The 24,532-nt window shown below is 51.4% G+C and carries 21 protein-coding genes and 5 tRNA genes; 24 read left to right on the top strand and 2 right to left on the bottom strand.

Translation table 11 applies throughout. The annotated features are described in order from the left end of the window. Nucleotides 1–110: 110 nt before the first annotated feature. Both LBW89_RS20185 and LBW89_RS20180 read left to right on the top strand, forming a co-directional pair. Complete coding sequence (locus tag LBW89_RS20185; protein WP_225040092.1) at nt 111–2,501, top strand: polyprenyl synthetase family protein; 2,391 nt, start codon at nt 111–113, stop codon at nt 2,499–2,501. A gap of 165 nt (nt 2,502–2,666) precedes the next feature. Next, entirely contained in the window at nt 2,667–3,671 is a 1,005-nt protein-coding gene (locus LBW89_RS20180; RefSeq protein ID WP_225040091.1) for an alpha/beta fold hydrolase, read from the top strand. Nucleotides 3,672–3,709: 38 nt separating this feature from the next. On the opposite strand, the gene LBW89_RS20175 is transcribed toward LBW89_RS20180, so the two are convergent. Continuing rightward, a complete protein-coding gene (locus LBW89_RS20175; protein WP_225040089.1) occupies nt 3,710–4,138 on the bottom strand; it encodes a VOC family protein in 429 nt (142 codons plus the stop codon). A gap of 175 nt (nt 4,139–4,313) precedes the next feature. On the opposite strand from LBW89_RS20175, the gene LBW89_RS20170 reads away from it, so the two are divergent. From LBW89_RS20170 to LBW89_RS20110, 13 genes are all read left to right on the top strand, one after another. Then, complete coding sequence (locus tag LBW89_RS20170; RefSeq protein WP_225040087.1) at nt 4,314–4,730, top strand: Rrf2 family transcriptional regulator; 417 nt, start codon at nt 4,314–4,316, stop codon at nt 4,728–4,730. A 94-nt stretch (nt 4,731–4,824) separates the two neighbouring features. Beyond that, nucleotides 4,825–5,688, top strand: coding sequence for an SDR family oxidoreductase (locus LBW89_RS20165; RefSeq protein ID WP_225040086.1), 864 nt, complete (start codon nt 4,825–4,827; stop codon nt 5,686–5,688). Nucleotides 5,689–5,941: 253 nt separating this feature from the next. After that, nucleotides 5,942–6,700 carry a VOC family protein gene (locus LBW89_RS20160; RefSeq protein WP_225040084.1) on the top strand — a complete coding sequence of 253 codons (759 nt, stop codon included), beginning with the start codon at nt 5,942–5,944 and terminating at the stop codon, nt 6,698–6,700. Nucleotides 6,701–7,181: 481 nt separating this feature from the next. Further along, complete coding sequence (locus LBW89_RS20155; protein ID WP_225040082.1) at nt 7,182–7,382, top strand: hypothetical protein; 201 nt, start codon at nt 7,182–7,184, stop codon at nt 7,380–7,382. A 209-nt stretch (nt 7,383–7,591) separates the two neighbouring features. Further along, nucleotides 7,592–7,663: transfer RNA gene (locus LBW89_RS20150), tRNA-Gln, on the top strand. Nucleotides 7,664–7,667: 4 nt separating this feature from the next. Beyond that, a tRNA-Leu gene (locus LBW89_RS20145) sits at nt 7,668–7,757 on the top strand. A 150-nt stretch (nt 7,758–7,907) separates the two neighbouring features. Further along, nucleotides 7,908–7,981 (top strand) — tRNA-Glu (locus LBW89_RS20140). A gap of 13 nt (nt 7,982–7,994) precedes the next feature. Then, nucleotides 7,995–8,069, top strand: a tRNA-Trp gene (locus LBW89_RS20135). A 10-nt stretch (nt 8,070–8,079) separates the two neighbouring features. Then, nucleotides 8,080–8,162: transfer RNA gene (locus LBW89_RS20130), tRNA-Tyr, on the top strand. 140 nt (nt 8,163–8,302) lie between these two features. Then, nucleotides 8,303–8,875, top strand: a complete 573-nt coding sequence (locus LBW89_RS20125; protein WP_225040080.1) for a ribonuclease H-like YkuK family protein — start codon at nt 8,303–8,305, stop codon at nt 8,873–8,875. A 124-nt stretch (nt 8,876–8,999) separates the two neighbouring features. Continuing rightward, nucleotides 9,000–9,458 carry a GNAT family N-acetyltransferase gene (locus LBW89_RS20120; protein WP_225040078.1) on the top strand — a complete coding sequence of 153 codons (459 nt, stop codon included), beginning with the start codon at nt 9,000–9,002 and terminating at the stop codon, nt 9,456–9,458. 105 nt (nt 9,459–9,563) lie between these two features. After that, nucleotides 9,564–12,836 (top strand): glycoside hydrolase family 44 protein, encoded by a 3,273-nt coding sequence (locus tag LBW89_RS20115; protein ID WP_225040076.1) that lies wholly within the window; start codon nt 9,564–9,566, stop codon nt 12,834–12,836. 37 nt (nt 12,837–12,873) lie between these two features. Next, nucleotides 12,874–13,032 carry a zinc-binding dehydrogenase gene (locus LBW89_RS20110; protein WP_225040074.1) on the top strand — a complete coding sequence of 53 codons (159 nt, stop codon included), beginning with the start codon at nt 12,874–12,876 and terminating at the stop codon, nt 13,030–13,032. Between the two features lie 62 nt (nt 13,033–13,094). Here LBW89_RS20110 and LBW89_RS20105 read toward each other — a convergent pair whose 3' ends face one another. After that, the gene (locus tag LBW89_RS20105; protein ID WP_225040072.1) at nt 13,095–14,018 is read right to left on the bottom strand and encodes an ArsR/SmtB family transcription factor; all 924 of its coding nucleotides are present in this window, start codon (nt 14,016–14,018) and stop codon (nt 13,095–13,097) included. A 179-nt stretch (nt 14,019–14,197) separates the two neighbouring features. Between LBW89_RS20105 and LBW89_RS20100 the strand changes: the two genes are divergently transcribed. The 9 genes from LBW89_RS20100 (at nt 14,198) to LBW89_RS20060 (ending at nt 24,531) form a co-directional block, all read left to right on the top strand. After that, nucleotides 14,198–15,700, top strand: coding sequence for an alpha-N-arabinofuranosidase (locus tag LBW89_RS20100; protein WP_225040070.1), 1,503 nt, complete (start codon nt 14,198–14,200; stop codon nt 15,698–15,700). Between the two features lie 6 nt (nt 15,701–15,706). After that, entirely contained in the window at nt 15,707–15,982 is a 276-nt protein-coding gene (locus LBW89_RS20095) for a DUF6171 family protein (RefSeq protein WP_148457767.1), read from the top strand. A gap of 178 nt (nt 15,983–16,160) precedes the next feature. After that, nucleotides 16,161–16,706: a helix-turn-helix domain-containing protein gene (locus tag LBW89_RS27745; RefSeq protein ID WP_213505660.1), complete on the top strand. Its 546-nt coding sequence runs from the start codon at nt 16,161–16,163 to the stop codon at nt 16,704–16,706. Between the two features lie 118 nt (nt 16,707–16,824). Continuing rightward, on the top strand, nt 16,825–18,351 hold the full coding sequence (locus LBW89_RS20085) for a response regulator transcription factor (protein WP_225040068.1): 1,527 nt from the start codon (nt 16,825–16,827) through the stop codon (nt 18,349–18,351). 17 nt (nt 18,352–18,368) lie between these two features. Then, nucleotides 18,369–20,192 (top strand): sensor histidine kinase, encoded by a 1,824-nt coding sequence (locus tag LBW89_RS20080; protein ID WP_225040066.1) that lies wholly within the window; start codon nt 18,369–18,371, stop codon nt 20,190–20,192. A gap of 98 nt (nt 20,193–20,290) precedes the next feature. Beyond that, nucleotides 20,291–21,664 carry an ABC transporter substrate-binding protein gene (locus LBW89_RS20075; RefSeq protein ID WP_225040064.1) on the top strand — a complete coding sequence of 458 codons (1,374 nt, stop codon included), beginning with the start codon at nt 20,291–20,293 and terminating at the stop codon, nt 21,662–21,664. Nucleotides 21,665–21,769: 105 nt separating this feature from the next. Beyond that, nucleotides 21,770–22,594 carry a carbohydrate ABC transporter permease gene (locus tag LBW89_RS20070; protein WP_211373373.1) on the top strand — a complete coding sequence of 275 codons (825 nt, stop codon included), beginning with the start codon at nt 21,770–21,772 and terminating at the stop codon, nt 22,592–22,594. Nucleotides 22,595–22,599: 5 nt separating this feature from the next. Continuing rightward, entirely contained in the window at nt 22,600–23,430 is an 831-nt protein-coding gene (locus LBW89_RS20065; RefSeq protein WP_148457762.1) for a carbohydrate ABC transporter permease, read from the top strand. Nucleotides 23,431–23,460: 30 nt separating this feature from the next. Continuing rightward, on the top strand, nt 23,461–24,531 hold the full coding sequence (locus LBW89_RS20060) for an aminopeptidase P family protein (protein WP_148457761.1): 1,071 nt from the start codon (nt 23,461–23,463) through the stop codon (nt 24,529–24,531). Nucleotide 24,532 lies beyond the last annotated feature (1 nt).

The raw sequence follows: 24,532 nt of genomic DNA, 5'->3' as shown, positions 1-24,532 counted from the left end.
AACGGTCCGTAGTCGGTTTTTCATAGAGGTTCGTGTATAATAATCTAGAATAACAACTTTAGATTCAAAACATTTAAATTCTCGATACATAAGTTGAGGTATAACATCGGATGAACAAAGCAGAGAACCAGCAAGCGGACGCTTGGTACAGGCGGGCGGAGCTAAAGGCCGCTGAGTATTTTTCGAAATTGCGGGCGGATGTAAAAGAAGGGTCTTATCTCCCCGCGCTAATCGAGGACTTTCAAAAGTGGCAGAAGAAGCATGTCCGGGCCGGTTCGATCCTGTCCTTTTTTTCTCGCTTCAACAGGAAGCAGCCGGACTCGACGGATTTCCATCGATATATCGCCTGGTTGAACTATGCCGGAAAACTGGACAGTTACCTGGAACGCAGCATTTCCTATATCTATTTGCGGGATTTGGGAAAAGATTTGAACTCCGGGCGGACGAAGTTCAAAGTCGACCGATTGGTCACCGAGATCAAGACGCTGCTGAACCATCCTTCCGATGAAAATAAGGAGCGCCAACCGGATTTCATCAGTTTAGCCGCGTTTTACCGTTGGGCGCAAAAGGAATCCGTGGAGAATGCGGCCATTTGGGTGATTCACAAAATCAAAGGCGTATCCCCCCGAATCCCCAAAGAAATGAACGCGGAGGAAGCAAAGCGGAAATTAATCAAGATTATCGTCGGCGTCGTGATGCACGCGTTGGATGAAATGGACGAAGGGGAGATTTCTTCCAAGGAACGCTCCCGGAGGTTGGACGAAGCGATCCGGCTCGGTTATTATTATGGACTAACTTACCCGTTTATCGATGATCTGCTGGACTCCGGGGCGTTGCAAGACGAAGAGAAAGAGCGTTATTCCTCGATGATCCGGGCCACATTAACGAATGGAGCCGTACCTGAGCTGGGGGATTGGAGCGGCGGTAACCCCGAATTGGTACGTTACGTTCATGATGAGCTGCGGGAAGCGTATGAATACATCAAAAATTACCAAAGTCAGGAGACCCGGAATCTTTTTTATGAACATTCCTATGTGTTTTTTCACTCCCAGGACATGGACCGGCTCAAGGACTTAAAAAAGCCGGATTACAGCAATGAAGAGTTGTATTTGCCCATCATCATCAAATCCGCTTCCTCCCGGCTCATCGTCCGGTCCGTTCTTAGCGCTCCGCTGGATGAAGACTTTAACCAGCGAGTGTTTTACTACGGGCTGTATAATCAGCTGGCCGATGATTTTGCCGATATGTTCGACGACTTAGAGGACGGAGCGGTTACCCCGTATACCTATTATTTAACCTATCGCCATGAACGGCCCGATTTAATCAACCCGTTTGAATTATATTGGACCGTCATATCTCATCTGATACACCACGTTTATCAATCGGACCCGTTAACGCGCGAAATTATTCTGGATCGGGCCATCAATGGCCTGAAACGATACCAACAACGTGTCGGCCGGGATAAATATAACGAAATCATGGAGATCTTCGCCGCCGGAATCCCGGAATTGAACCAAGTGATCCAGTATATGGTACGAAAAGCGGAAGACGTGGACTTTTTTGACAAGCTGCTGCGGGATCAACTGCTTTTAACGATGAGAAACAATCACAAGGAAAAGGAAGAATTCTATACAACGATCCAAACCGCCCGCGCCTGGATTAATGAATGGTTGAAGATCCCCCGACCTGACGCTTTACCTGCGGCAAACGGGCTGCTCATCGATACGGCCAACTACAGTCTGGAGGGGAGCGGCAAGCGAATCCGCCCCGTACTCGCATGGGTGATGGGGGTTAAGGAATACGGACTGGAAGCTTCCGCCTTAAAGCCGTTATTGAATGCGCTGGAGTATATGCACACGGCTTCCTTGATCTTCGACGATCTGCCGACGCAGGACAATTCGGCGACGCGGCGGGGGAGACCGACCCTCCATCAGGTACACAATAGTGCCATCGCCGAATTGACGGGGATTTATCTCATTCAGAAAGCGATTGAAGAGCAGGCCTCCCTGGATGGGTTTGACAGCAAAACCGTGCTGAGTGTATTGCGATATTTATCCCGCAAGGCGGGGGAAATTTGTATGGGTCAAGCGATGGATTTGAACTCAAAAGGAAAAGTGCTGACTTTGGAGGAATTAAACACACTTTGCTTCTATAAAACGGGGATCGCTTTTGAAGTCTCGCTCGTCGCCCCCGCAATGCTTGCACAAGTGCAAGAATCGGACATTGCATGGCTCAAAAAGGTGGCCTACCACGCAGGAATCGCTTTTCAAATCAAGGATGATTTGCTGGACGGGGAAGGCGATCTTGAATTGCTGGGGAAGCCTACCGGCAAAGATGTCGAAAACAACAATTCCACCTTTGTGACGATTCTTGGGCGGGACGGGGCCGCTCAGGCGATGTGGGAGCACTATTGCCTCGCGATGGAAGCGGTGAAGGAGCTTCCGTTGACTACCGGTTTTTTAAAGCACTTATTGAACTATATCATCGTCCGGGACAATTAGGATGACAGTAAACGGCCTAGTTTTCAAAGCAACGTCCTTTCATAAAAGGGCGTTGCTTTTTTCGTTTGTCTGAGAAAATATCCAATATTGACTAAACAATATTGTCTAATATAAGATATGGGCAAATAGCCAACGTTGACTATTTGAGTTGGAGGAGGAATTGGGATGAGCTGGTTAACAGGCAAAACACCGCCCTTTTTGAATCATGTAGGGGAAGAGGAACGCGAAAGTGTTGCGGAATTGAAGGCTGTACCTATCGGAGACGTAGACCAGTGGATATTGATCCGGGGAGAGAAACGGACGAATCCCGCGCTGTTGTTCGTTCATGGCGGGCCTGGGCAAAGCCACATGTATTTGTCACATCTTTTGGACACGGAATTGGAGAAGCATTTTACGATAATCCATTGGGATCAACGGGGGGCGGGCAAGTCATTTCGGGCGGGTAAACGGGATCCGTCCAAAATGAATCTGGAGCAACTGGTTCAGGATGCGGGCGAGGTCATCACCTATGTCAAAAGGAGGCTGGGGATCGAGCGGTTGTTTGTCCTGGGCCACTCCTTCGGAACGATCCTCGGCGTGTTGATCGCTCAGCGGTATCCGAGGCACATTCGCGCTTACATCGGACTTTGTCAGGCCGTAGGACTCTTGGATTGTTTAACCGACTCGTATCGGTATTTACTGGAGGAAGCGGCGAAAAGAGGGGACGAGAAAGCGGTGCGGGAACTGCGAGCCATCGGTGAGCCGCCGTTTCGCCATTTTACAAAAGGGTTGTGGAAGTACTCGGTTATTTTACAAAAATACGGCGGCAAGGTTCATGGCAAAAAGGGGTGGGAGATTTTCAGAGCCATTTGGTCCGCACCAGAGTATACGGTGTTCGATAAACTCCGTTATGTTCGGGGAGTCACGTTTAGTGTGAAGCATTTGCACCGGCAGCTGCTGACGCATCATTTGGAGAAGGTGGTTCCCCGGGTCGAGGTGCCCGTTTATTTCCTGCTGGGCGCTTACGATCAGGCCACGCCAAGCGATCAGGCGGCCCGGTACCTTGAGAAGCTGGACGCACCGGCCAAGAAGCTGATCGTGTTTGAGCAGTCGGCTCATATGCCCCATTACGAAGAGCCGGAACGGTTTTTACAAGAAATGATAGTGCTTCGCGATGCGGGGAACTTCTAAAGAAAGAGCCGGGCAATGGTGCCCGGCCGAGCTTCTCTTTACTGACGGCGCCGCGTAAACAGATGGAAGGTGACGCCGAACCGGTCTTTGACCATGCCGTAAGCTTCGCTGAAGTGAACTTGCTGCAAAGGAAAAACGGTCTGACCGCCCTCAGACAAGCCGTCGAAGAAACGCCGGGTCGTTTCGGCGTCAGGCGTCGTAATGCAGACTTGGACGGTTTCGCTCCGATCCGTGGATGCGGTGGTTTCCAGAGAATCCGCAACAAAAAGATCGGCTTCTCCGATTTTTAACACGGAATGGGCTAACCTGCTTCGTAACCCAGGGGGGAGGGTGTCTCCGGAGGCATCCGGCGCCTCCCCGTAAGTTTGCTTAAACAGCGTCTTGGCCCCTAGTGCCGTTTCATAGAAGTCGATAGCTTCCTCGGCTTGGCCGTTCAGCATAATGAAGGGGGTGATTTGAAATGACATCGTAAACTCAGCTCCTCGAATAGTAAGGTTAACCCGTCCGGCGATTTATCGGTCTAGGTTTGTAATCAGTATACCCTCAGATAGTGACAGGTTTTGTCATAGTCGGATTCGTTGCGAAAAAAATTGACATAATCGATAGTAGTAACTATAATGGTTACAACTGGAGGGTGATTACTTGAAACAAATTAGCACTCGTTTTTCTATAGCGGTGCATACCCTTTCCCTGATTGCCATAAGCCCTGTGGACTGTACCGGAGATTTTATCGCAGGGAGCGTAAATACGAATCCGGTAGTGATCCGCAGAATTATGAGCATGTTAAAAAAAGCGGGGCTGGTGGATGTCCGTCCGGGAGTAGGTGGAGCTACATTGGTTCGGGACCCGGCTCAAATCACGCTTCTCGATATATATCGCGCCGTCCATGTGACGGAAGAGAACCGGCTGTTCCGAATTCATGAGAATTCCAACATTCAATGTCAGGTGGGCCGGAATATCGAGAAGGTTCTGCAGGAGGAATTGGCCGAGGCCCAAACCGCTATGGAGCAAAGATTGGCACAAACGACACTGGATGAACTGATCCACCGATTCAATTGAAAATAAGCCTCTTGAAGAGGCCTTATTTTATACATTTGTTGTAACATGAATAGTTATAACAATAAACATTACAACACATATGGAGGTATGGTATATGAAGATGCTAGTAACTGGAGCGACAGGGAAACTGGGCAAGAAAGTGGTGGAACATCTGCTGAAAACCGTGCCGGCCAGCCAGTTGGCCGTTAGCGTACGCAATCCGGAGAAGGCGGAAAACTTGCGGGCCTTGGGTGTGGATGTTCGTCAAGGCGACTTTGATGTTCCCGAAAGTCTTGATTTGGCTTTTGCGGGAGTCGACCGCATGCTGCTGATTTCCGCGGACGGGGATAACGAAACACGGATCCGTCAGCATACCAACGCCGTTGAGGCGGCCGTCCGGGCAAAGGTGGGCTTTATTGCCTATACCAGCCTGGCCAATGCTCAGGACAGCAAGCTCTTCCTGGCTCCTACCCATCAAGAGACAGAGAAGGCGATTATGAAGACGGGCATTCCGTACGCTTTTTTGCGCAACAACTGGTACCTGGAGAATGAAATCTCAAGCGTTCAAGGCGTCCTCGCGGGAGCACCGTGGGTAACCTCGGCGGGGAGCGGTAAAGTCGGATGGGCTTCACAGCAGGATTACGCCGAAGCCGCGGCGGCGGTTTTGTCCGGAACAGGCCACGAAAATACGATTTATGAGCTATCCGGCAAACCGCTCAGTCAAGAGGAATTGGCATCCGCAGTCGGCAAGGTGCTGGGGAAAGAGGTTCCCGTACAGCAGGTCGATGATGCGACTTACGCGGAAATCATGAAAAATGCCGGCGTTCCCGATTTCGTCATTCCGATGCTGGTCAGCATTCAACAGGGCATTCGGGAAGGGGATTTGGAAATCCGGAGCGACGATTTCGAGAAAGTGCTTGGCCGTCCGCTAACGTCGCTGGACGATGCGCTCCGTCAACTGGTCCGGACTTTGTCCTGATTGGGCTGAGTTTTGTGCCGCAGGTGGTAAGATCCAACCTATCAAAGCTGCAAGAATATCCTTTCTTGCGGCTTTTTTTATTTGCGGACAATCGTGCTGATCCAAGAGGGGAGTCATGGAAGGTTTGGTTTAGTTGTGATAAAATTAGATCAAATTTATAGGATTTTATCAGCTTAATGAAATAAGCCGAAGGAGTTGATTTCCACTGAAGAACCGTGAAAGCGCCATCTTTGAATCCGCATCGATTTCCCCGTTGGAGAACCGGATTGCCAGTGTATTCGTCCATGTAACGGATTTAAGGAAATCCGCGGAATGGTACAGCCGTTTGTTAGGCCTTCCGGTTTTTGAGGAGCGGCTTAACGGCGGGCCCGTGTATTGGTTTGAGTTTAAGGGAACTCATCTGATCCTTGATTCGAATACGGCAAACCGGCAAAACCCGGAGTGGGATGAAAGCATGAAGCCAAGGATCATGTTCAAAACCTCAAATTTGGAGGAAGCTTACCGATACGTCCTAGAGAAGGGTGAGACCATCCTTGAGCCGGAATATCACGGAACAATGGCGTATTTCAATTTCCGCGACCCCGAAGGAAATGCGCAGATGGTTTGCTGGAGCGCTTCTCCGGCCGAGGATACCGAATTCATAACGGAAAGTCCGATTTTGCCGAAAATAGGCGGGGTGTTTGTGGATGTGAAGCATATCCCGGAGACGGCGCGCTGGTATTCCGATCTGCTGGGCGTCCCGTATGATGCTTCCGCGGCAGGCGGAGCGATATACTCGGTTCCCATGGCAGATGGCGCCGCACTTTTGCTTGATCGGAACGGCTTTATGAATGGCGGTGCATTCACAGAGCCTTTATATTTCGAAACGGAACACTTTGATGCGGCGCTGGAATATATCTCGCGTCAGGGGTTTCAACTGACGGGGAAGCCCGGCTATTTTCCCGACTTGAAGGAAGCGGCTCTGCTGGATCCCGACGGCCATCGCATTATTGTGGCTCAAATGATGAGCTAGGAAGAGTGGGGATTTTTATTTTTTGCTTGACAAAAAACAGGCTCTTGCTTTAATCTGGTAAAAATTATGGAAGCTGCGCAGGAAAGGATGTGAACCAGGATGAAAACACGGATGTTTTTCGTTGAAATTCCAAACTTGGAACAGTGGTCCCTTTATGAGGAGAGCCGCTTATTTCTTCGTGCCCGGAATAGATCTTCATCCTCTTCACGCGGAGTGCTCGAAATATCCTCCTGTATTCGTACAGGTACTGCGTAGGCATTCAAAAATATGTCTATACGTTTTGGATATAAGGCCGCTGAGGAAACTCGGCGGCTTTTTTGCATCTATGTTATCGAAAAAAAGTAAAAAAAGGGTTGACACCCAAAAAAAGCCGTGATAACATCAAATCAGTAAAACGGTAAAACATTAAAGCGATAATGCATGAAAGTAATATCGGATAACGAAAGTACGACAAATCTACGAAGAAAGGAAGGGATAGGTTATGAAAAAACTTTTTACGCCTTATTATGCCGAGACCATGTTCAACGAGACGCATCCATCCAGCCAGGATTGGCGCGAATGCGAGAATAACGAGTTGTTGGCCGGCTTAGATCAGGCCTATCTCGAGCCGATTATGAGTAGCTTTTACGTACCGCGTTTAGTCCGTATCATCCCGAAAGGAGGAGGAACGGTACTGACGTGATTGTGAATCGCGGACCGTTCTGAATCCAGATCCGTAGATCCATAGCTTTGTACGTAAAAGGCTGCTTGCACCTTCGCAAGTGGTCCATTTGTGCTTGCCTTTGTCAGCTTATGAAGTTGAAAGGGGCCGGTTCAATGGAACGCTTGGAAGGGGAGTAGTCTTTTTTTGATCCCCATGGGGAACGTATGTACCGGTTAATTTCTCGATATTGCCTCTTAGCCAAGCCGGTAAGGCGACGGCCTTTGAAGCCGCGACCCCAGGTTCGAGCCCTGGAGAGGCAGACATGCGGTTGTGATGGAATGGCAGACATGCGGGTCTTAAAAACCCGTGAAGCGCCAGCTTCGGTTGTGGGTTCAAGTCCCACCGGCCGCACCAAAAGTACATAACATACGGTTCGCAAAGTGTGAGTCGGTCACTTGTCGGGTTAGTAATGGTGGCCGAACGAAACACAAGCTGTAAAAAATCAGCGGGAGTTAAGCCCGCTCCAAGCCACGATTTACCGTAGTCCATCAACACAGTTTTCATGGCGTGGTGGTGAAATTGGAGAACACACCGGCCTTTCACGCCGGGATTTGCGGGTTCAAGCCCCGTCCACGTCATTTTTCTCCAAATAGGGGTCCATGTCCTCGGCGGCGAGTCTGCCTCCAAAGCAGACTGAGGTGGGTTCGATGCCCACGGCCCCTGCCAATTTTAACAAGTGCCGATGGGTGAGAGGTTGAAACCGCCAGACTGTAAATCTGGTCCGTAAAAAGCGCGCTGGTTCGAATCCGGCTCGGTACATTTCTGTTCACTTGGCGGCCACAATAACATAAGAATAAAAAAACCAACATTGCCGCTCGATGGGCAAATCCGGTCCGATCCATGGACCGTCAAATCCAAAGCGAAAGGAAGAAGCCAGCCTTGCAGTACAGGTGAATCCCATGAAAAGAAAAACACGTCAATACCCATTTATTCATGAAACGACATTCCGGAATACGACGGAGCAGGATCTGGAATTTAGCGAAGTGCTGAATCGGATTTCCCGATTCGTCGCGGCCGATCCGAGGGGCGTCTATGATCTTGTGATCACGACCGACGCACAGACGCATCCGGGGCATACCAAATTCGTCAGTTACATTGTGGTGTACCGAGTCGGAAAAGGAGCTTGGTTATGCAGCCGTCAGGTGATCCTGCCCCGGGAAATCTATTCCGTTCAAGAAAAGCTATCCTTGGAGACCTCTTTCAGTCAAGAAATTGCTGGGCAGTTCGGTTATGAAGAACGAGCCGCCCTTGAAAATATCATTTTGCCGCACATGGAACAGGGCGCGGATATCCGGTTTATCGTGGATATTGACGGCGGGAGCGGGCCGAAAAACAAAACCGCAGCCTACCTGGCCGAAATGGTGGGTCGCATTGAAGCGATGGGTTTGATCGCAAGGGTTAAGCCGGAGTCGGTAATGGTAAGCATCGCGGACCGCGAAACCAAAAAGCCGTATCCCTTCAAGGTTGTTTGATTTGAGAACCGCGGCGGTAGGACTAAATATGAGGCGGAGGCTGCGCTTTAGCCATCGCTTCTTTTTTATTGCATTTTTTTCTTCAACCCTGGATGATAGGAGTAATATTTTGGGGAGGTTGAACATGGAAATCGTCAGGCTGCAGGAAAAAGATATCCGTCCAGCGCTAGAACTGGTCTGGAGCGTATTTCGGGAATTCGAAGCTCCGGAGTATACCGACGAGGGTGTAGAGGCTTTTAAACAGGTCATCTCGTACGAGACGTTGTTAGAGCGGTTCAGACGAGGAGAGGTCCACTTTTGGGGGAGTAAGGTAAACGGGAAGTGGATCGGCGTTATAGCCACGATGGGAGAAAGTCATATATTCTTGTTATTCGTAAAAAGAGAGCACCACCGGCAAGGGATAGCGAATCGGTTGTTCCGTACCGTGGAGGAGCGTTGCCGGTGCCTGCCGGACATCAAACGGATGACGGTAAATTCCTCGCGCTTGGCCGTCCCGTTTTATCGTCGTCTTGGTTTTACGGAGACCGGCAAGGAGAGGACGGTTAACGGAATCCGATTTACGCCGATGGAGTTCATGTACTAAATTTGGAAATCTGTTACCGGCCATACAAAATTCAAAATTCGAACGTGCTAAGATGTTCCTCGGCAACGCAAAAGAAACCAAAGAGGAACAGGAGTGGGTTAGGAGTTGAAGAAAGAAATTGCATGGTCTGCAAGTAAACGTTGGACTGCGGTAACCTTGGCGTTCTTGATGTTGTTTGGAGGCGTCTTTTTCGCTGCTGAACCGGGAACGGCTTTGGCGAAAGCGGAGATTACCGCAACGGCGACCGCCGAGAGCGGGGAAGTCCAGCCGGGTTCAAGCACGACGATTCAAATTCAGGTCACTTCCTCGGAGTCGAGCGCGCTTATGCTCGATGTGGGAATCTATGACGACTCCCTGCAGCCGGTCGACCGAATCATTATCGATCCGATCCATGTCGTGGCCGGTGAAACGAAAACGGTGCCGGTCGTCTGGAACGTTCCGGGGACACTAACCAAGGGGAATTATTGGATCAGTTTCGGCGTGTTCGGTTCGGGCTGGAGCTCAAGCGTGAACGAATGGTTCGCCGGCGCGGCGAAGTTTGCGGTCGGAGGCGGCGGGACAGGGCCGGTAACGCTGCCGGTTCCAACCGGGTTGACGGCCGTGCCGCAAAAAGACTCGGTCGCCTTACAGTGGAATTCCGTCACCGGCGCGACGTATTATGAGTTGGAGGCGGACGGAGCCGTCCTTCAGCTAGGAGCGGTTACAACCTATAAGCATGCGGGATTGGAGCCGGATACGCAGCATAGTTACCGCATCCGGGCGAAGAATGCCGAAATGACCAGCGACTGGAGTCCGGTTGTCATGGCGCGAACGCTATCCGATGTCATTACTCCGGTTTCCGACATTAAGCTGGAAGTCTCGTGGAACCCGACGGAGTTGTCGACATCCACGCTGGGGCCGAATTTTAAAATTACGAATACAGGCAGCCGGGCGATAAAACTGAGCGATCTGAAGGTCCGGTATTATTTTACGGTGGATGACGAAGATATTCCGCTGAATATCGGCTTTTGGAGTACGGTAGCGAAAGAAACCGTGGTTCCGCAATTTGCCACGATGCCGATTCCTTCCGCCAAAGCCGACACGTATTTGGAACTCGGTTTTAAACCGGACGCCGGCAATCTGAGTCCGGGCGGATCGGCTACGATCGGTACCTGGATCTATAAAAAAGATTATCCTTCATTCGATCAAAGCAATGATTATTCGTTTACGGACTCGAATAGCTCCGTGGCTACTACAAAAGTGACCTCCTATTTGGACGGTAAGCGAGTTTGGGGCGAAGAGCCGGAGCCGCTGGTTATGCCGTCTTCTCCAACCGGGATCGCCGCGATTCCTACGGATACGACGATCACCCTTACCTGGCAGCCTGTGGATGGCGCGGTTTCCTACGTGGTTAAAGCCGATGGCATCCCTCACGAGGTAAATGGGACCTCTTTTACCCACGAATGGCTGAGAACGGGAAGCCGCCACACGTACAAAGTGAAGACCAAAACGGCAACCCAGGAAAGCGCATGGAGCGGCCTTCTTACGGTCAAAACAACCGGGGAGCAAGTGATTCCGGCACCGGTGAACCTTCGGGTGACAAAGACGGATACGTCCATCAAATTGACTTGGGGGGCTCCGCCCGACGCGGAAATTACCGGTTACGACATTGAAGTCGACGGCCAAGTAAACGACAACGGACTGGAGACGTCCTATGCGCACGAGAACCTGACGCCGGGTTCCGTGCACACCTACCGGGTACGTGCCAAGGAGAACGCCACGCTCGGCGCCTGGACCGATCTTTTGACGCAAAACACGACAAAGACGCCGACGGGAGCGTTCGACGTGCAGATCGACGTGGACACATCCAAAGACCGGGCGCCGATTAGTCCTTACATTTACGGGACGAACGACGATTTGACCAATACGGAGAAGTGGACGTCCCGCCGTGTGGGAGGAAACCGTCTAACTACTTACAATTGGGAGAATAACGCCTCGAATTCCGGTGACGACGAAAATTACCACAGCGATTATTACGTCGCTCACTACTACGGCGGTGTGCCTTGGAGCGAAAAGCCGACGGAGCCGGGGATCGGGATCAGCGGCTTCCACAACAAATCGCTGCAATACGGCGCGTACACGCTCGCTTCGCTGCAGATTGCCGGATATGCGGCAAAGGATGCGGACGGTTATGTGCGTGATGGCGAACAGGCGCCTTCATCCAGATGGGTGGAAGTGAAGCCGGAGAAAGGCGGGCCGTTCGATGCGGCTCCAAATCCGAACGACGATGCGGTATACATGGATGAAATGGTCAATTATCTGGTGAAAAAACACGGGGACGCTTCGACGGCCACGGGGATTCGCGGTTATGAGCTCGATAATGAGCCGGGATTGTGGGTTGATAACCACAAGTACATTCATCCGGGACCGGCTGGCGCGGAAGAAGTTTTGAGCAAGGGTTTGGCGACAGCCAAAGCGGTCAAAAAGGTGGACCCGCAAGCTGAAATTTTCGGGCCGGCCACCTTTGGTTTCGACGACATGTACAGTATGCAAGGAGCTCCGGATTGGCCGCAAGTGCAAGGAAATTATGAATGGTATGTCGATTACTATCTCGACCATTTCCGGGTGGAAGGCGAGAAGCTCGGGGGCAAGCGTCTGCTCGACGTGTTGGATCTCCACTGGTATCCGGAGACCTCCGCGGGAGGACACCGGATTCAAGATAAAGCTGGCAACAACGTGCTGGCGACGAACCTGGCCCGCGTGCAGGCCCCGCGCCAGCTATGGGATCCGAGCTATTCCGAATCGAACAGCCGTTTCTTCCTGTTTCACAGTCCGTTTTTCCCGCTGATTCCGAAACTGCAGCAGTCGATCGATACGTACAATCCAGGAACGAAGCTCGCGTTTACGGAATATAACTACGGCGCGGAAAACAACGTGTACGGCGGGATTGCCCAGGCGGACGTCCTGGGGATCTACGGCAAGTACGGCGTGTATATGGCTCATTTCTGGAGAATGACGGGCGGGGTCGAACCTTCCACGTATATCACTCTGGCGATGAGACTGTACAACGACTATGACGGCAACAATTCCAAATTCGGCGACACAAAGGTTAAAGCCGAAACCTCCGATATCGAAAACAGTTCGGTCTACGGGTCCGTATACCGGGACAGCGACGATAATCTGCATCTGATCGTGCTGAACAAAAACAATGATTTTGAAATGAACGCGAGTTTTAACATCGCCGGCGGAACCACTTACAAGTCGGCCCGCGTCTGGGCGTTCGACGGCGAGAACGCCGCGATCACGGAGCGTCAGCCGGTCAGCGGTATAGAAGATAATCGGTTTACTTACACGATTCCGAAACTGACCGCATGCCATATCGTCCTCAGCGCAAACTGAAGCTGACAGGTGCGCACGTTTGGAAGGACCGTATCGGTTGCCGGAATTCCCAACGCCAGATCTTGGCAGCTTGTTGGAACGGAATCAAATCAGGCCCGTCATCGATCGGGTTTATGATTTTCAGCAAACGGAAGAGGCCCTGGCGTATCTCAAAACCGGTCGGGCCAAAGGAAAAGTGGCGGTGAAGATGAAATAAGTCGGTTAAATCGAGAGGGCATGAGCGGAGGAGGAATTTTCCGTTCATGCTCTTTTGGCACATTAGTCTTTGGCGGAGACGTTCTCCGTATAGTACAGCTCCAGGATCAAATGTTCGTTGTAGTTGCCGAAACCTTTTCCGAACAAGGTCAATCCGCCGATATGCAGCGAATCGTCCTCCACGGATAACCCGAAGGTCCACTGTCTACGGCGAATGTCGATGTCCTCCAGCGTCACGTCCGACAGCCGCAATCCATCCATAAACGTCCCCTTGCCGGTAATCCGCAGCCGCTTCAACAACCCGTATTGATTCGTTTGGGAAGGCCACCAGTCGGGAGTAAACTTGCCGCGCTTGTCCCCATAATCCCCCGGACTCGTCCAGGTGCCCAGCGTGACGCCGTTAAACCGGAAAGTGATATCGGACGGATAATTATTATTGGTACCGGGGGCTTCCGAGGCGATTTCCATCGTCAACACAAGCTCCGTAGGCTGCTGGCTCGACAGCAGATAATTCGGGGCTTTATATTCGATGAATCCTTTATTGAACCATAACACGGCGGCGTCAATCCGTTCCGGCTCCCAAAAATAGCGGGGATCGTCGAAAGTGCCGATAATTTTGTCGGTCGTCGCCAGACCGCAGGTCGGTTCAATGTAGAAATCGGAATAGTGGCCGACCGGGATTTCAACGCGATGACTTTGGCGGGGCGGTAGAGCGTTTCCGAGAAAACGGATTTCCGCGGCCGAGACGCCAAGCGAGCACATTTTTTGCAGCCCGCTTTTGCCGGGCATCATTTGTGTCGCAATCAGTCCCGCTTCGGACAACTTGCGGACATGCATCGTCATGATGGCGCTGGAAAGGCCCGTACTGGCGGCCAATTCTTTCACGTTCATCGGCCGTTCGGCCAATAGCCGCAATACGTGCAAGCGTACCGGGCTGGCAAGCGCTTCGTATACAGGAAGCGAATCCGGTGAGAGGTCTAATTTCATGTAGCATCCGCCTTTAAAATATGATTAATATTTATATTACTCAAGTGCTCGCAGGTTTGCAAGGTAAAACAAAAATGCTCGAAATAACCTGAAAAGGAATTGACGAGGATGGAATTCCATGGATATAATATTTATGTAAATGTGAATTAATTAATAATTATATTAATTATGAGGGAGTGATGATCGTGACTTTAAAAGGAATTTTAAACGCCGATCAAGGCCGGGGAAAAATCGACCGCCATATTTACGGACATTTTTCCGAACACTTGGGCAGATGCATTTACGAGGGAATTTGGGTTGGCGAAGATTCCTCCATTCCAAATACAAACGGTATCCGCAACGATGTAGTGAAAGCGCTTAAGCAAATTAAAATTCCCGTTCTCCGCTGGCCGGGAGGCTGCTTTGCCGACGAATACCACTGGAAAGACGGCATCGGTCCGAAAGAGAACCGCAAACGGATGATCAACACCCACTGGGGCGGTGTGGTCGAAAACAACCATTTCGGCACCCATGAGTTCATGGAGCTCTGCGCCCAATTGGAGTGCGAACCTTACATCAACGGAAATGTGGGAAGCGGCACCGTACAGGAAATGTCGGAGTGGGTCGAATATTTGACGTTCGGCGGCGTTTCCCCGATGTCGGAACTGCGGGCTCAGAACGGCCGCAAGGAGCCTTGGTCGGTAACTTATTTCGGCGTCGGGAACGAAAACTGGGGCTGCGGCGGGAACATGCGTCCCGAATATTACGCGGATCTCTACCGCCGTTATCAAACATATGTCCGTAATTATGACGGCAATAAGATTCACCGGATCGCCTGCGGTCCGAATGTGGACGATTACAACTGGATGGAAGTGCTGATGCGCGAGGCGGGAAGATTCATGGATGCGATCACGCTTCACTATTACACGCTGCCGAACGACAATTGGCAGGATAAAGGGGCGGCGACGGGATTCGACGAGAACGCCTGGTTCTCTACCCTAAAGAAGGCGCTCCGCATGGACGAGCTGATTACCCGGCACAGCACGATTATGGACAAATATGATCCCGACGGCCGGGTCGGTTTGATCGTGGATGAATGGGGGACCTGGTATAATGTCGAGCCCGGCACCAACCCCGGATTTTTGTATCAGCAGAATACGATCCGGGACGCTCTGGTCGCCGGACTGACGTTCAACATTTTCCATAAGCACAGCGGCCGCGTAAGAATGGCGAACATCGCCCAAACGGTGAATGTCCTGCAGGCCGTCATTTTGACGGAAGGCGAGAAAATGATTCTGACGCCGACGTATCACGTGTTCGACATGTACAAAGTGCATCAGGATGCCGAATCGCTCGAGCTCGCCTTGGAGACCGGCAGTTACCGGATCGGTGACGAAGAAATTCCCGCGGTGACGGCTACGGCATCGCGAGACGCGGCAGGTAATATCCATATCAGCTTCTGTAATTTGCAGCATCAGGCGGATGGAAAGGTGGAACTCGCCCTGCGCGGCCTGGTTTCAGGCGATGTCGTCATCACGGGAACGACGCTGACGGGCGACAAATGGGATGCGCACAACACGTTTGACCAGCCGGAAAACGTAAAGCCCCGGACATTTGACGATTTTGCGGAAGAGGACGGCAAGCTGGCCGTAACGCTTCCACCGATGTCGGTTACGACTTTAAAACTGGCGGTGAAAGGTTGATTCGGCATGGCGGATACGTCTTGCAAGGCATGCCGGGACGATTATAAAGTCACGGAAGCCCAGATGGAACGGCTGCTCAAGACCACCATGTTCGCTCCCGAACGCCGGGTCAGCCAAGAAAGCTATGAGGAACGGCTGCGAATTTGCGGGGAATGTCCGAAATTCATGGACGGCGGGACCTGCATGTCCTGCGGCTGCATCATTCCGGTAGTGGCTTGGCTGAAGGAGCGTTCTTGCCCTTTGCCCGGCGGCGGGTTGTGGCAGGCTGAAATAGGATCGTGAAGATGACAAGGTTGCCTAAATCGGCAGCCTTGTTTTTTTAACCCTTGCGAAGGGAAAGTTTCACGGAAAAATTAAATTGTCTATGGGAAAATGTTAAAATTTATTGACAATTCTAATTTAATCGTGTTTCATTTTAGTAAACGTTGTTGAATTCATTTCAATTTAGGAGAACGCGCTTGTGGAACTAGGCAGTAAAATTCGAAAGATACGCAAGGCCCAGAACCGGAGTCTGGATGATATCGCCAAGGCCTGCGGCTTCACCAAGAGCCTGCTGTCCAAAATCGAAAACGGGAAGACGGTCCCCCCGATCGGAACGCTGATCAAAATAGCCGAAGCGCTCGGAACCAAAATTTCCATTTTGCTGGACGACCAAGACTTAAACGGAACGGTATTCACCACGCACCGGATGAGCCTGGATAAAATGGTCCAGACGGATAAGGGATATGCTTTTTCCGCGATCGCGGCGGAGCGCCCGGAGAAGTGGATGCAGCCCTTCTATTTCGTCGCCAGAAAGGGGAAAACCGGAAAAAGAACCGTTTCCCATGTCGGTCAAGAGTTTATTTATGTGCTTGAAGGTACCATGATTTATTACGTCGGAAAAGAAGAATATACATTGAACGCCGGCGACAGCTTGTATTTTGATTCGGTTGAAAATCATAAGTATGTGCTCGTAACGGACGAAGTCAAATATTTATCCGTGTTCTGCTCCAACTCAAAAGCCTAATACAGTCTCTCGATGATGCTCATGCAGGAAATCTTGTAAAACGTGGCAGTTTAAACTTCCAATTTACTTGAATCCCTTCATGGGCATTTTTTCAAATGCGGCAAAGGGGGAATGACAGATGCTGAATATTTTGGTTGTGGATGACGAACCCAAGCACCGAAAGGGATTGTCCCGGATGCTTAAGGAGTTGAAGCCGGAATATAACATTTTTGACGCCAGGGACGGGGCGGAGGCCTTGGAAAGGGTAGGCGTCCATTCGATCGATTTGGTGTTCACCGATATCCAGATGCCAGTGATGGACGGTCTTGAATTCGTGGATCATTTAACACGACGCGGCGGAAGCGAAAGCATCGTCATCATGAGCGCCTACTCGGATTTTGCCTATGCTCAGCGGGCCCTGCAACTGGGGGCGAACGATTATTTGTTAAAACCGGTGGATGAACAAAAGGTGAGGCACTTGCTCGCCAAAGCGGAACAGCAGAGAAGAGCTAGGCGTCTTGCCTCCATTGAATCGTCGATCGCCGAGCTGCTCGCAGGGGAGAATAATGCCGCGGGGGACGCCGCCATTTCGCTTAACGCCTGCTTTCCGGATTTCAAGCAAGGCAAATTTCTCGCTATCGCCTTCAAATCCGCCGCGGATCGAAAATTTTTGCTGCGCGGTCTCAAAGCCATGCTAGGTGCCATTTTAAATGAGGACGGCTATGTCCCCGCTTTTTACGTTGCCGACCATACGTTGATCACTTTAATTCTAAGCCCCGATTTTTCTCCGATTCTGACAAAGGGCTTGGAGAGCAAGCTTGAACAAATGATCATTTACTTCGCACAGGAATACGGAACGGAATTAACGATCGGTTTGGGGCCTTCTTTTAGCGAATGGCCGAATGAAGCGCGAAGGGCCTGTAAACAAGCCTGCGGCGCGCTTCGTATTCAATTTTTTAACGGGGGAGGGAGGTTGTACGATGCGGAAGAAGAGATGAATGCGGGGGTATTTCCGGCCGTCGTGAAACTCGACGTGGATGGGTTGACGAAGGCCGTACTGAGCGGGAACAGGCCGGAAATTTCCGACTTTGTGGAGTTGGCCGTAAAGCGGGCGATGGATGAAAGGCTTCCCGACCCGGAAAAATTAAAGTATGCGACGGCCGCCGCCATTCATCACCTCACTTCCTGTTTCGCCGAAAAGGGCCACAGTCCTCTGCATAGCGCCGCTTACGAGGAAGCGCTGCTGAAGTGCAGAGATGTGGATGAACTCAAAACAGCGGCCATTTCGTGGATCCTTGAGTTAACGGACCGCCTGGACCAACATAGGCAGCATAAAACGGAGTCGATTATCGATAGCTGCAAGGCTTATATTGAACGGCATTATGCCGAAGAGGACCTCTCGCTCAGCACGCTTGCCGTGAAATTTCATTTTAATCCTTCCTATTTTTGTATCCTTTTTAAGAATCAGACCCGGATGACACTTCACCAATATATAGCCCGAACCCGAATGAGAGTTGCGGCCGATTTGCTGCTGCAAACTTCCCTTCGGGTTTACCAAATCGCCGAGAACGTCGGGTATAAAGATCCGAAGTATTTTATCCGCTTGTTTCGCAAGGAATTCGGCACCAGCCCGGAGGAATACCGTCATTTGTCCGCCACACGTTAAATAAGGAAGGGATGCCTTTGAGAAGACGTCATATTTGGCAGCGCTTAAATGATCTCAGTTACAGGACCAAGCTATTGTTGACCTACACGTTGATCGCCACGATCCCGCTCGCCATTCTGAGTTGGAAAAATTACTACGCCAGCACCGAATTCGTCTCGGAATTCGCCCGGGAGAATCTGTATTCGATCGTACGGCAGAACAATGAAATTCTGGACGCCGAGCTCTCCCGGGCGGAAGAAAGCAGCCTGGCCATGATCGGGGAGCAGGTGCTGTTCGAGCAGTACTTACAAGCGAACCCGCGAGATGAATACAGTATGATCAATATGGAAAAAAAGGTGAGCCGGGTATTAAACAAATATTTTCCCGAGATGGATCAAATGTTCTCCATCCACTTAATGACCCGTTATTCCAACATCGGATCAACGGGTTCCTCCAACCTCATCCCTTATGAAAATTTCCATCAAACTCCGCTATACCGGGCGGCTTTGCAAGCTGACGGCGGCATGGCCTGGTTTCCCACCTTTTCCTACGAACGAATGTTTCAACGGGAAATCAGTCAGGCCAACCCGCCGGAACATGCCCGACTGCTGGCGGGAGTACGTCTGATGAAACTGTTTAAAATCAACAACAGCGAAGTGATCGAGCTGAATGAAAAGGTCGAGCCGCCGGTACTGGTTATCACGTACCGCCCGGAAATCTACCGTTCCCGTTTCACCCGGACGCTCCCTTCCACCGGAGCTTCTTTTTTTATCTTCACTCCCGAAGGGAGGCTTGTGTCCGGTACGGATCAGGTGCGGGAAGGAGCGCTGGCGAAGCCCGAATGGCTGGATAAAGCGGTGAAAATGAGGAGCGGAACGCTGTCGGTGATGCAAGACGGAAAGCCGCAGATCGTTTGCTTCGACACCTCGGAGGTGACGGGCTGGATTTCGGCGGTGACCATATCACCAGACGCCCTGGGGGCCGCTTTTTTGCCGGAAATTAAATCCACCACATTCAACCTGACCCTGCTTCTGTTGATGATATCGCTTCTGTTGGCGTTCATCTTCTCCAGTTCCATCACCAGGCCGATCCACCAATTGCTCCGTGCGATCAAAAAGACGGGGGAGGGCGAGTTCGACACCCGGGTTCCGGTCGATTCCTATAACGAAATGGGTTTGTTGATTCACAAATTCAATCAGATGAACAAGAAAGTCAGCCATCTGATCGAGGAGAATTACAAGGTCAAGCTTCGGGAGAAAGAAATGCAAATGATGGCGCTGAACATTCAGCTAAATCCGCATTTTTTGTACAACACGCTGAACATTATGAATTGGACGGCACTGGAGAACAACCAAAAAGAATTGAGCCGGATGATCGTCAGTTTATCCTCGATGCTGCAGTACACCACCGAAAACCGTCAGGATATCGGCGACTTGAAAGAGGATATGAACTGGCTTCGCCATTACATCTTCATCACCGAGCAGCGGTTTGAGGACAAGTTCCGGGTCACCTTCGACATCGCACCCGAACTATATGACTATAAAGTGCCCAAGCTTTTTCTGCAGCCGTTTGTGGAAAATGCGATCGTCCATGGTTTCGCCCGCCTGCATAGCGGGGGAAGGATTGTCATACGCGGCCGGTTGGAAGGGGAGGCGCGGATTTTTACGGTCGAGGACAACGGCATCGGAATCCCCGAAAGCAGATTGGCCGAGATCCGGAAGACGGAAGGAGAATCTGTCGGCATTCGAAACGTGGATCAAAGAATCAAGCTGATCTACGGCGACGGTTATGGTGTATCCCTTCATTCCGTGGAGGGAGAGGGAACTTTGGTGAACATTAAGCTGCCGTTGGCAAACGCATAAAAATACTCCACCATTCCAAAAATGTTCGAATTTTTTTTGGAAGCGCTATTTTTTACAATAAATATACAAATCGTTTGTCTACGAATGGAGGTTGGATGATGAGAAAGGGGAAACGTTTTGCGGGATGGGTGTTGTCGGCGGTATTGGCTTTAACGTTCTCGCTCACGGCGTGCTCGGACAGTGGAGGCTCCTCGCAAAGTCAAACGAACGGAGCCGGCGGGAAGGAGGAACCGGTTAAGCTCAAGTTCTCCTTTTGGGGAGACACGATCGAGAAAAAGACCGTTACGGAAGCGCTTAAACGCTTCGAAGAGAAGACCGGCATCGAGGTGGAACCGATGCACGTTCCGGCGGACTATTTAACGAAGCTGACGACGATGGTCGCTGGGAATGTGGCGCCGGACTTGGGATATTTGTCCTCCGGAGCCGCCTTAAGCTGGGGGGCGGACGGAAAGCTGTTAAATCTCGCTCCGCTGATCGAGAAGGATCCGGATTTCAAGAAGGAGGACTATCTCGATCAAGTCTGGTACGAAATCGCCCCGGGCAATGTCATCGGGATGAGCACCGCCGTCGAAGGATACGGACTCATGTACAACAAAGATCTACTGCTGGAAGCGGGCGTCGAGCTGCCTCCCACCGAGGCGGCTAAGGCTTGGGATTGGGACACCTTTGTGGAATATGCGAAAAAACTGACGCTGGACGACCAGGGAAGAAACGCGTTGGATTCCGATTTTAACCCGGAAAAGATCAGGCAGTTCGGCCTTCAATACGATCCTTACAATATGATGGCCGCGGTCGTTTCCAACGGCGGCAACTTCCTGACGGAGGACGGAAAAGGCTTCGGTCTGGCCCGGCCGGAAGCGATCGAAGCGATCCAAAAGCTGGCCGATCTCATGTACGTCCACCATGTATCGCCGACTCCGCTGCAAACCAAAAACCTGCCGGATACGGCGCTGCAAACGAAAAAAGTCGCCATGACGGTGTCCGGCAACTGGGCGCTGCAAGCTTTCGCGGAACAGGATTTCAATCTGGGCGTCGGCGTCCTGCCGAAACTGAAAGAGAGCAACACGCTGCTTGACGGAGCGCCGACGGTTATTTTCCAATCGACCAAACACCCTGAGGAAGCCTGGCTGCTGTACAAATACATGGCGGATCCCGAGTCGGTGCTGCCGCTAATCGAAGGGGGGCTGTGGATGCCTCTGAAGAAAGAATGGTACACCAACCCCGAACTGATCAACAAATGGGCCGCCGGAAACAAGGCGCATCCGGAAGGATATACGGAAGCCTATATGAAACAGACGATTGAGAACGGCATTCGCACTCCGGGTTTCGAAGTGAAGAATCTGGACAAAATCAACGCGCTGGTCACCCCGGCTCTCGATCTGGTTTGGACCGGCAAAACGACCGCGGAACAAGCGCTTAAGGAGGTCGAACCCAAAGTTCAGCCGCTGATTCAGGGTTACTACGGAAGGTAATTCGGGTGTCCGAATTTGATCTAGACAGGGGGGATTCCTATTCTTCATAAACGCCGTATCGCACTAGCCGGTATACTTTTCGCCCTCCCCAGCATCTTGGGGCTGATGCTGTTCGTCATTTTGCCGATGATCACCAGTTTGCTGCTCAGTTTTACGGATTACCGGATCGTCAACACTCCCAAATTTATCGGATTTGAGAATTACACCCGGCTGTTCGACGGGACGGATCAATACTTTTACAACTCGCTGTGGGTCACTTTCAAATATGTGATTCTCCGCGTCCCGCTAGGCTTGGTTTTCTCTTTTATTATCGCTTTTGTGCTTAACATGGACTTTATCCGCGGCAAATCCGTCTTCCGCACGATATTTTATCTGCCGTCCATCGTCCCGGCCGTCGCGTCTTCCATGATCTGGATTTGGCTGTTCAGCCCGGACCTCGGATTGTTTAACAGCTTTTTGGGAGCTTTAAACCTGCCCACGCTGGATTGGCTGTACGCGGAAGAGACCGTGGTTCCTTCCATTGTGATGATGAGCCTGTGGGGCATGGGGAGCACGATCATTATTTTCCTGGCGGGTCTGCAAGGCGTACCGAGATCCCTATATGAGGCGGCGATCGTCGACGGCGCGGGAGCTTTGCGGAAATTCCGGCATATTACCATCCCGATGATGACGCCGATCATTTTCTTCAATTTGATTATGGGTTCGATCGGCGCCTTCCAAGTATTTACCGAGGCGTTAATTATGACGCAGGGCGGACCGAATAATGCGAGCCTATTCTATAACTACTACATCTACCGCCAGGCCTTCCAGTTCGGGGAAATGGGGCAGGCTTCGGCCATCGCCTGGATTCTCTTTATGATCATCCTTCTGGTTACCGTGATCTTCTTCCGGACATCCAAATCGTGGGTGTTCTATGAAAGCGAGGTGTAGCTTCCGTGAGCAGAAAACGGCGAATCTCGCAGTGGACCGTATATTTGATTCTCATCCTGGGCGCTTGTTTTTGTTTGTTGCCGCTGTTCTGGCTGGTCCGCAGCTCGATGATGAGCTCGCTGCAAATTTTTGAGATGCCGCCGAAGTGGATTCCTTCTCCATTTCACCTGGAAAATTACGTAGAGGCGCTGACCACGATCGATTTCTTCCGATTCTTTCGGAACACGTTGACCATTACCGTCAGCTGCTTGATCGGCGCGCTGATCAGCAGCTCGCTGGGCGCCTACAGCTATGCGCGGCTGGATTGGCCGGGGAAGAAGTTTTTCTTCGGGCTGCTGCTCGCCAGCATGATGCTTCCCGGTGCGGTCACGTTAATTCCGACGTTCATCGGCTGGAGGCTTGCTGAGCTCATCAACACCTATGTGCCGTTAATTCTTCCTGTCTGGTTTGGCTCAGCCTTCGATATATTCCTGCTGAGGCAGTTTTACAGCAGTATTCCGAGAGATATGGATGAAGCCGCTTATGTAGATGGGGCGGGGCCGTGGACGATATTTTCCCGGATTATCATCCCCTTGTCCAAACCGCCGCTCATCGTCATCGGCTTATTCTCCTTTATGAATTCCTGGAACGATTTTATGGGGCCGCTGGTCTATTTGAACGAGGAAAGCAAATTTACGATGGCGCTGGGGCTCCAGATGTTTCAGTCCCTCCACAGTGCCCAGTGGCATCTGTTGATGGCTGCGTCCACCGTGGTGATTCTGCCGGTGATCGTCGTGTTTTTTATCGGACAGCGTTATTTCATCGAGGGGATCACGTTAACCGGAATGAAAGGGTAGGGAAAAAACGAAAAGGTGTGTGAAGCAAACATGGAAGCTAAGCGACTCGACAACGTGAGGAAGGCCTTGGAAGAACTAGGCCTCGACGGCCTTCTCATCGCCAGTCCGTTTAACCGCAGATATATAACCGGTTTTACGGGGACCGCGGGCACGGTGGTCATTACGCGGGACCAGGCATGGCTGATGACCGATTTTCGCTATACAAGTCAAGCCTCGCAGCAGGCCAAAGCCTTTGAGGTGATCCAGGATACGGGACAACTGCTGGAACTCATTCGTGACAAGCTGGAAGGTACGGGCGTCAAAAGGCTCGGTTTTGAAAAGAATCACGTCTCCTACGCCACCTACGGGTCATATAAGGAAGCATTTCAGGGGATCGAACTTGTCCCGACGGAACATCTGGTCGAAAAGCTGAGAGGCATCAAGGATGACAAGGAGCAAGCCTGCATCCGCAGAGCGGTTGAAATTACAGACCTGGCCTTTGCCCATATTCTGGATTATTTGAAGCCCGGCGTTTCCGAGAGGGAGGTGTCCGCGGAACTGGAGTATTTTATGCGCAAGAACGGCGCCGTCTCATCGGCTTACGCCACGATCGTCGCTTCCGGCGAACGTTCGGCGCTGCCGCACGGGCTGGCGAGCGATAAGCTGCTGGGTCCGAATGAGTTCGTAACTCTGGATTTTGGCGCGAACTACGAAGGTTACTGTTCCGATTTGACCCGGACGGTATTTATCGGGAGCCCGAGCGATCGCCAGAAGGAAATTTACAGGATTGTTCTGGAGGCCAACGAAGCGACATTAAACGGTTTAAAGCCGGGTATGACGGGGAAAGAAGGGGACGCGCTGGCGCGGGATATCATTGCCGGCCATGGATACGGGGAGTATTTCGGCCACGGCCTCGGGCATGCGTTCGGGCTGGAGATCCATGAGTTGATGCGGTTTTCCCAGCGGACGGAAGACCGGTTGGAGCCCGGCATGATCATGACGGTGGAGCCCGGCATCTATATTCCCGGCTTCTGCGGCGTCCGGATCGAAGACGATATTGTCGTGACGGAGACGGGGATCGACGTGCTGACGACATCGACCAAAGAACTGATAGTTCTCTAGG

It is taken from the genome of Paenibacillus sp. alder61, assembly GCF_020179875.1.
Lineage (GTDB): Bacteria > Bacillota > Bacilli > Paenibacillales > Paenibacillaceae > Fontibacillus > Fontibacillus faecis.
Note: the sequence above shows the minus strand (reverse complement) of the source record. Positions and strands in the feature narration are given on the sequence as shown.

What these genes read in the sequence shown, in the direction of transcription:
- LBW89_RS20185 (WP_225040092.1), top strand. Translation starts at nt 111, where the DNA reads ATGAACAAAGCAGAGAACCAGCAAGCGGACGCTTGGTACAGGCGGGCG.
- LBW89_RS20180 (WP_225040091.1), top strand. Translation starts at nt 2,667, where the DNA reads ATGAGCTGGTTAACAGGCAAAACACCGCCCTTTTTGAATCATGTAGGG.
- LBW89_RS20175 (WP_225040089.1), bottom strand. Translation starts at nt 4,138, where the DNA reads ATGTCATTTCAAATCACCCCCTTCATTATGCTGAACGGCCAAGCCGAG.
- LBW89_RS20165 (WP_225040086.1), top strand. Translation starts at nt 4,825, where the DNA reads ATGAAGATGCTAGTAACTGGAGCGACAGGGAAACTGGGCAAGAAAGTG.
- LBW89_RS20155 (WP_225040082.1), top strand. Translation starts at nt 7,182, where the DNA reads ATGAAAAAACTTTTTACGCCTTATTATGCCGAGACCATGTTCAACGAG.
- LBW89_RS20125 (WP_225040080.1), top strand. Translation starts at nt 8,303, where the DNA reads ATGAAAAGAAAAACACGTCAATACCCATTTATTCATGAAACGACATTC.
- LBW89_RS20120 (WP_225040078.1), top strand. Translation starts at nt 9,000, where the DNA reads ATGGAAATCGTCAGGCTGCAGGAAAAAGATATCCGTCCAGCGCTAGAA.
- LBW89_RS20105 (WP_225040072.1), bottom strand. Translation starts at nt 14,018, where the DNA reads ATGAAATTAGACCTCTCACCGGATTCGCTTCCTGTATACGAAGCGCTT.
- LBW89_RS20100 (WP_225040070.1), top strand. Translation starts at nt 14,198, where the DNA reads ATGATCGTGACTTTAAAAGGAATTTTAAACGCCGATCAAGGCCGGGGA.
- LBW89_RS20095 (WP_148457767.1), top strand. Translation starts at nt 15,707, where the DNA reads ATGGCGGATACGTCTTGCAAGGCATGCCGGGACGATTATAAAGTCACG.
- LBW89_RS20085 (WP_225040068.1), top strand. Translation starts at nt 16,825, where the DNA reads ATGCTGAATATTTTGGTTGTGGATGACGAACCCAAGCACCGAAAGGGA.
- LBW89_RS20075 (WP_225040064.1), top strand. Translation starts at nt 20,291, where the DNA reads ATGAGAAAGGGGAAACGTTTTGCGGGATGGGTGTTGTCGGCGGTATTG.
- LBW89_RS20070 (WP_211373373.1), top strand. Translation starts at nt 21,770, where the DNA reads ATGCTGTTCGTCATTTTGCCGATGATCACCAGTTTGCTGCTCAGTTTT.
- LBW89_RS20060 (WP_148457761.1), top strand. Translation starts at nt 23,461, where the DNA reads ATGGAAGCTAAGCGACTCGACAACGTGAGGAAGGCCTTGGAAGAACTA.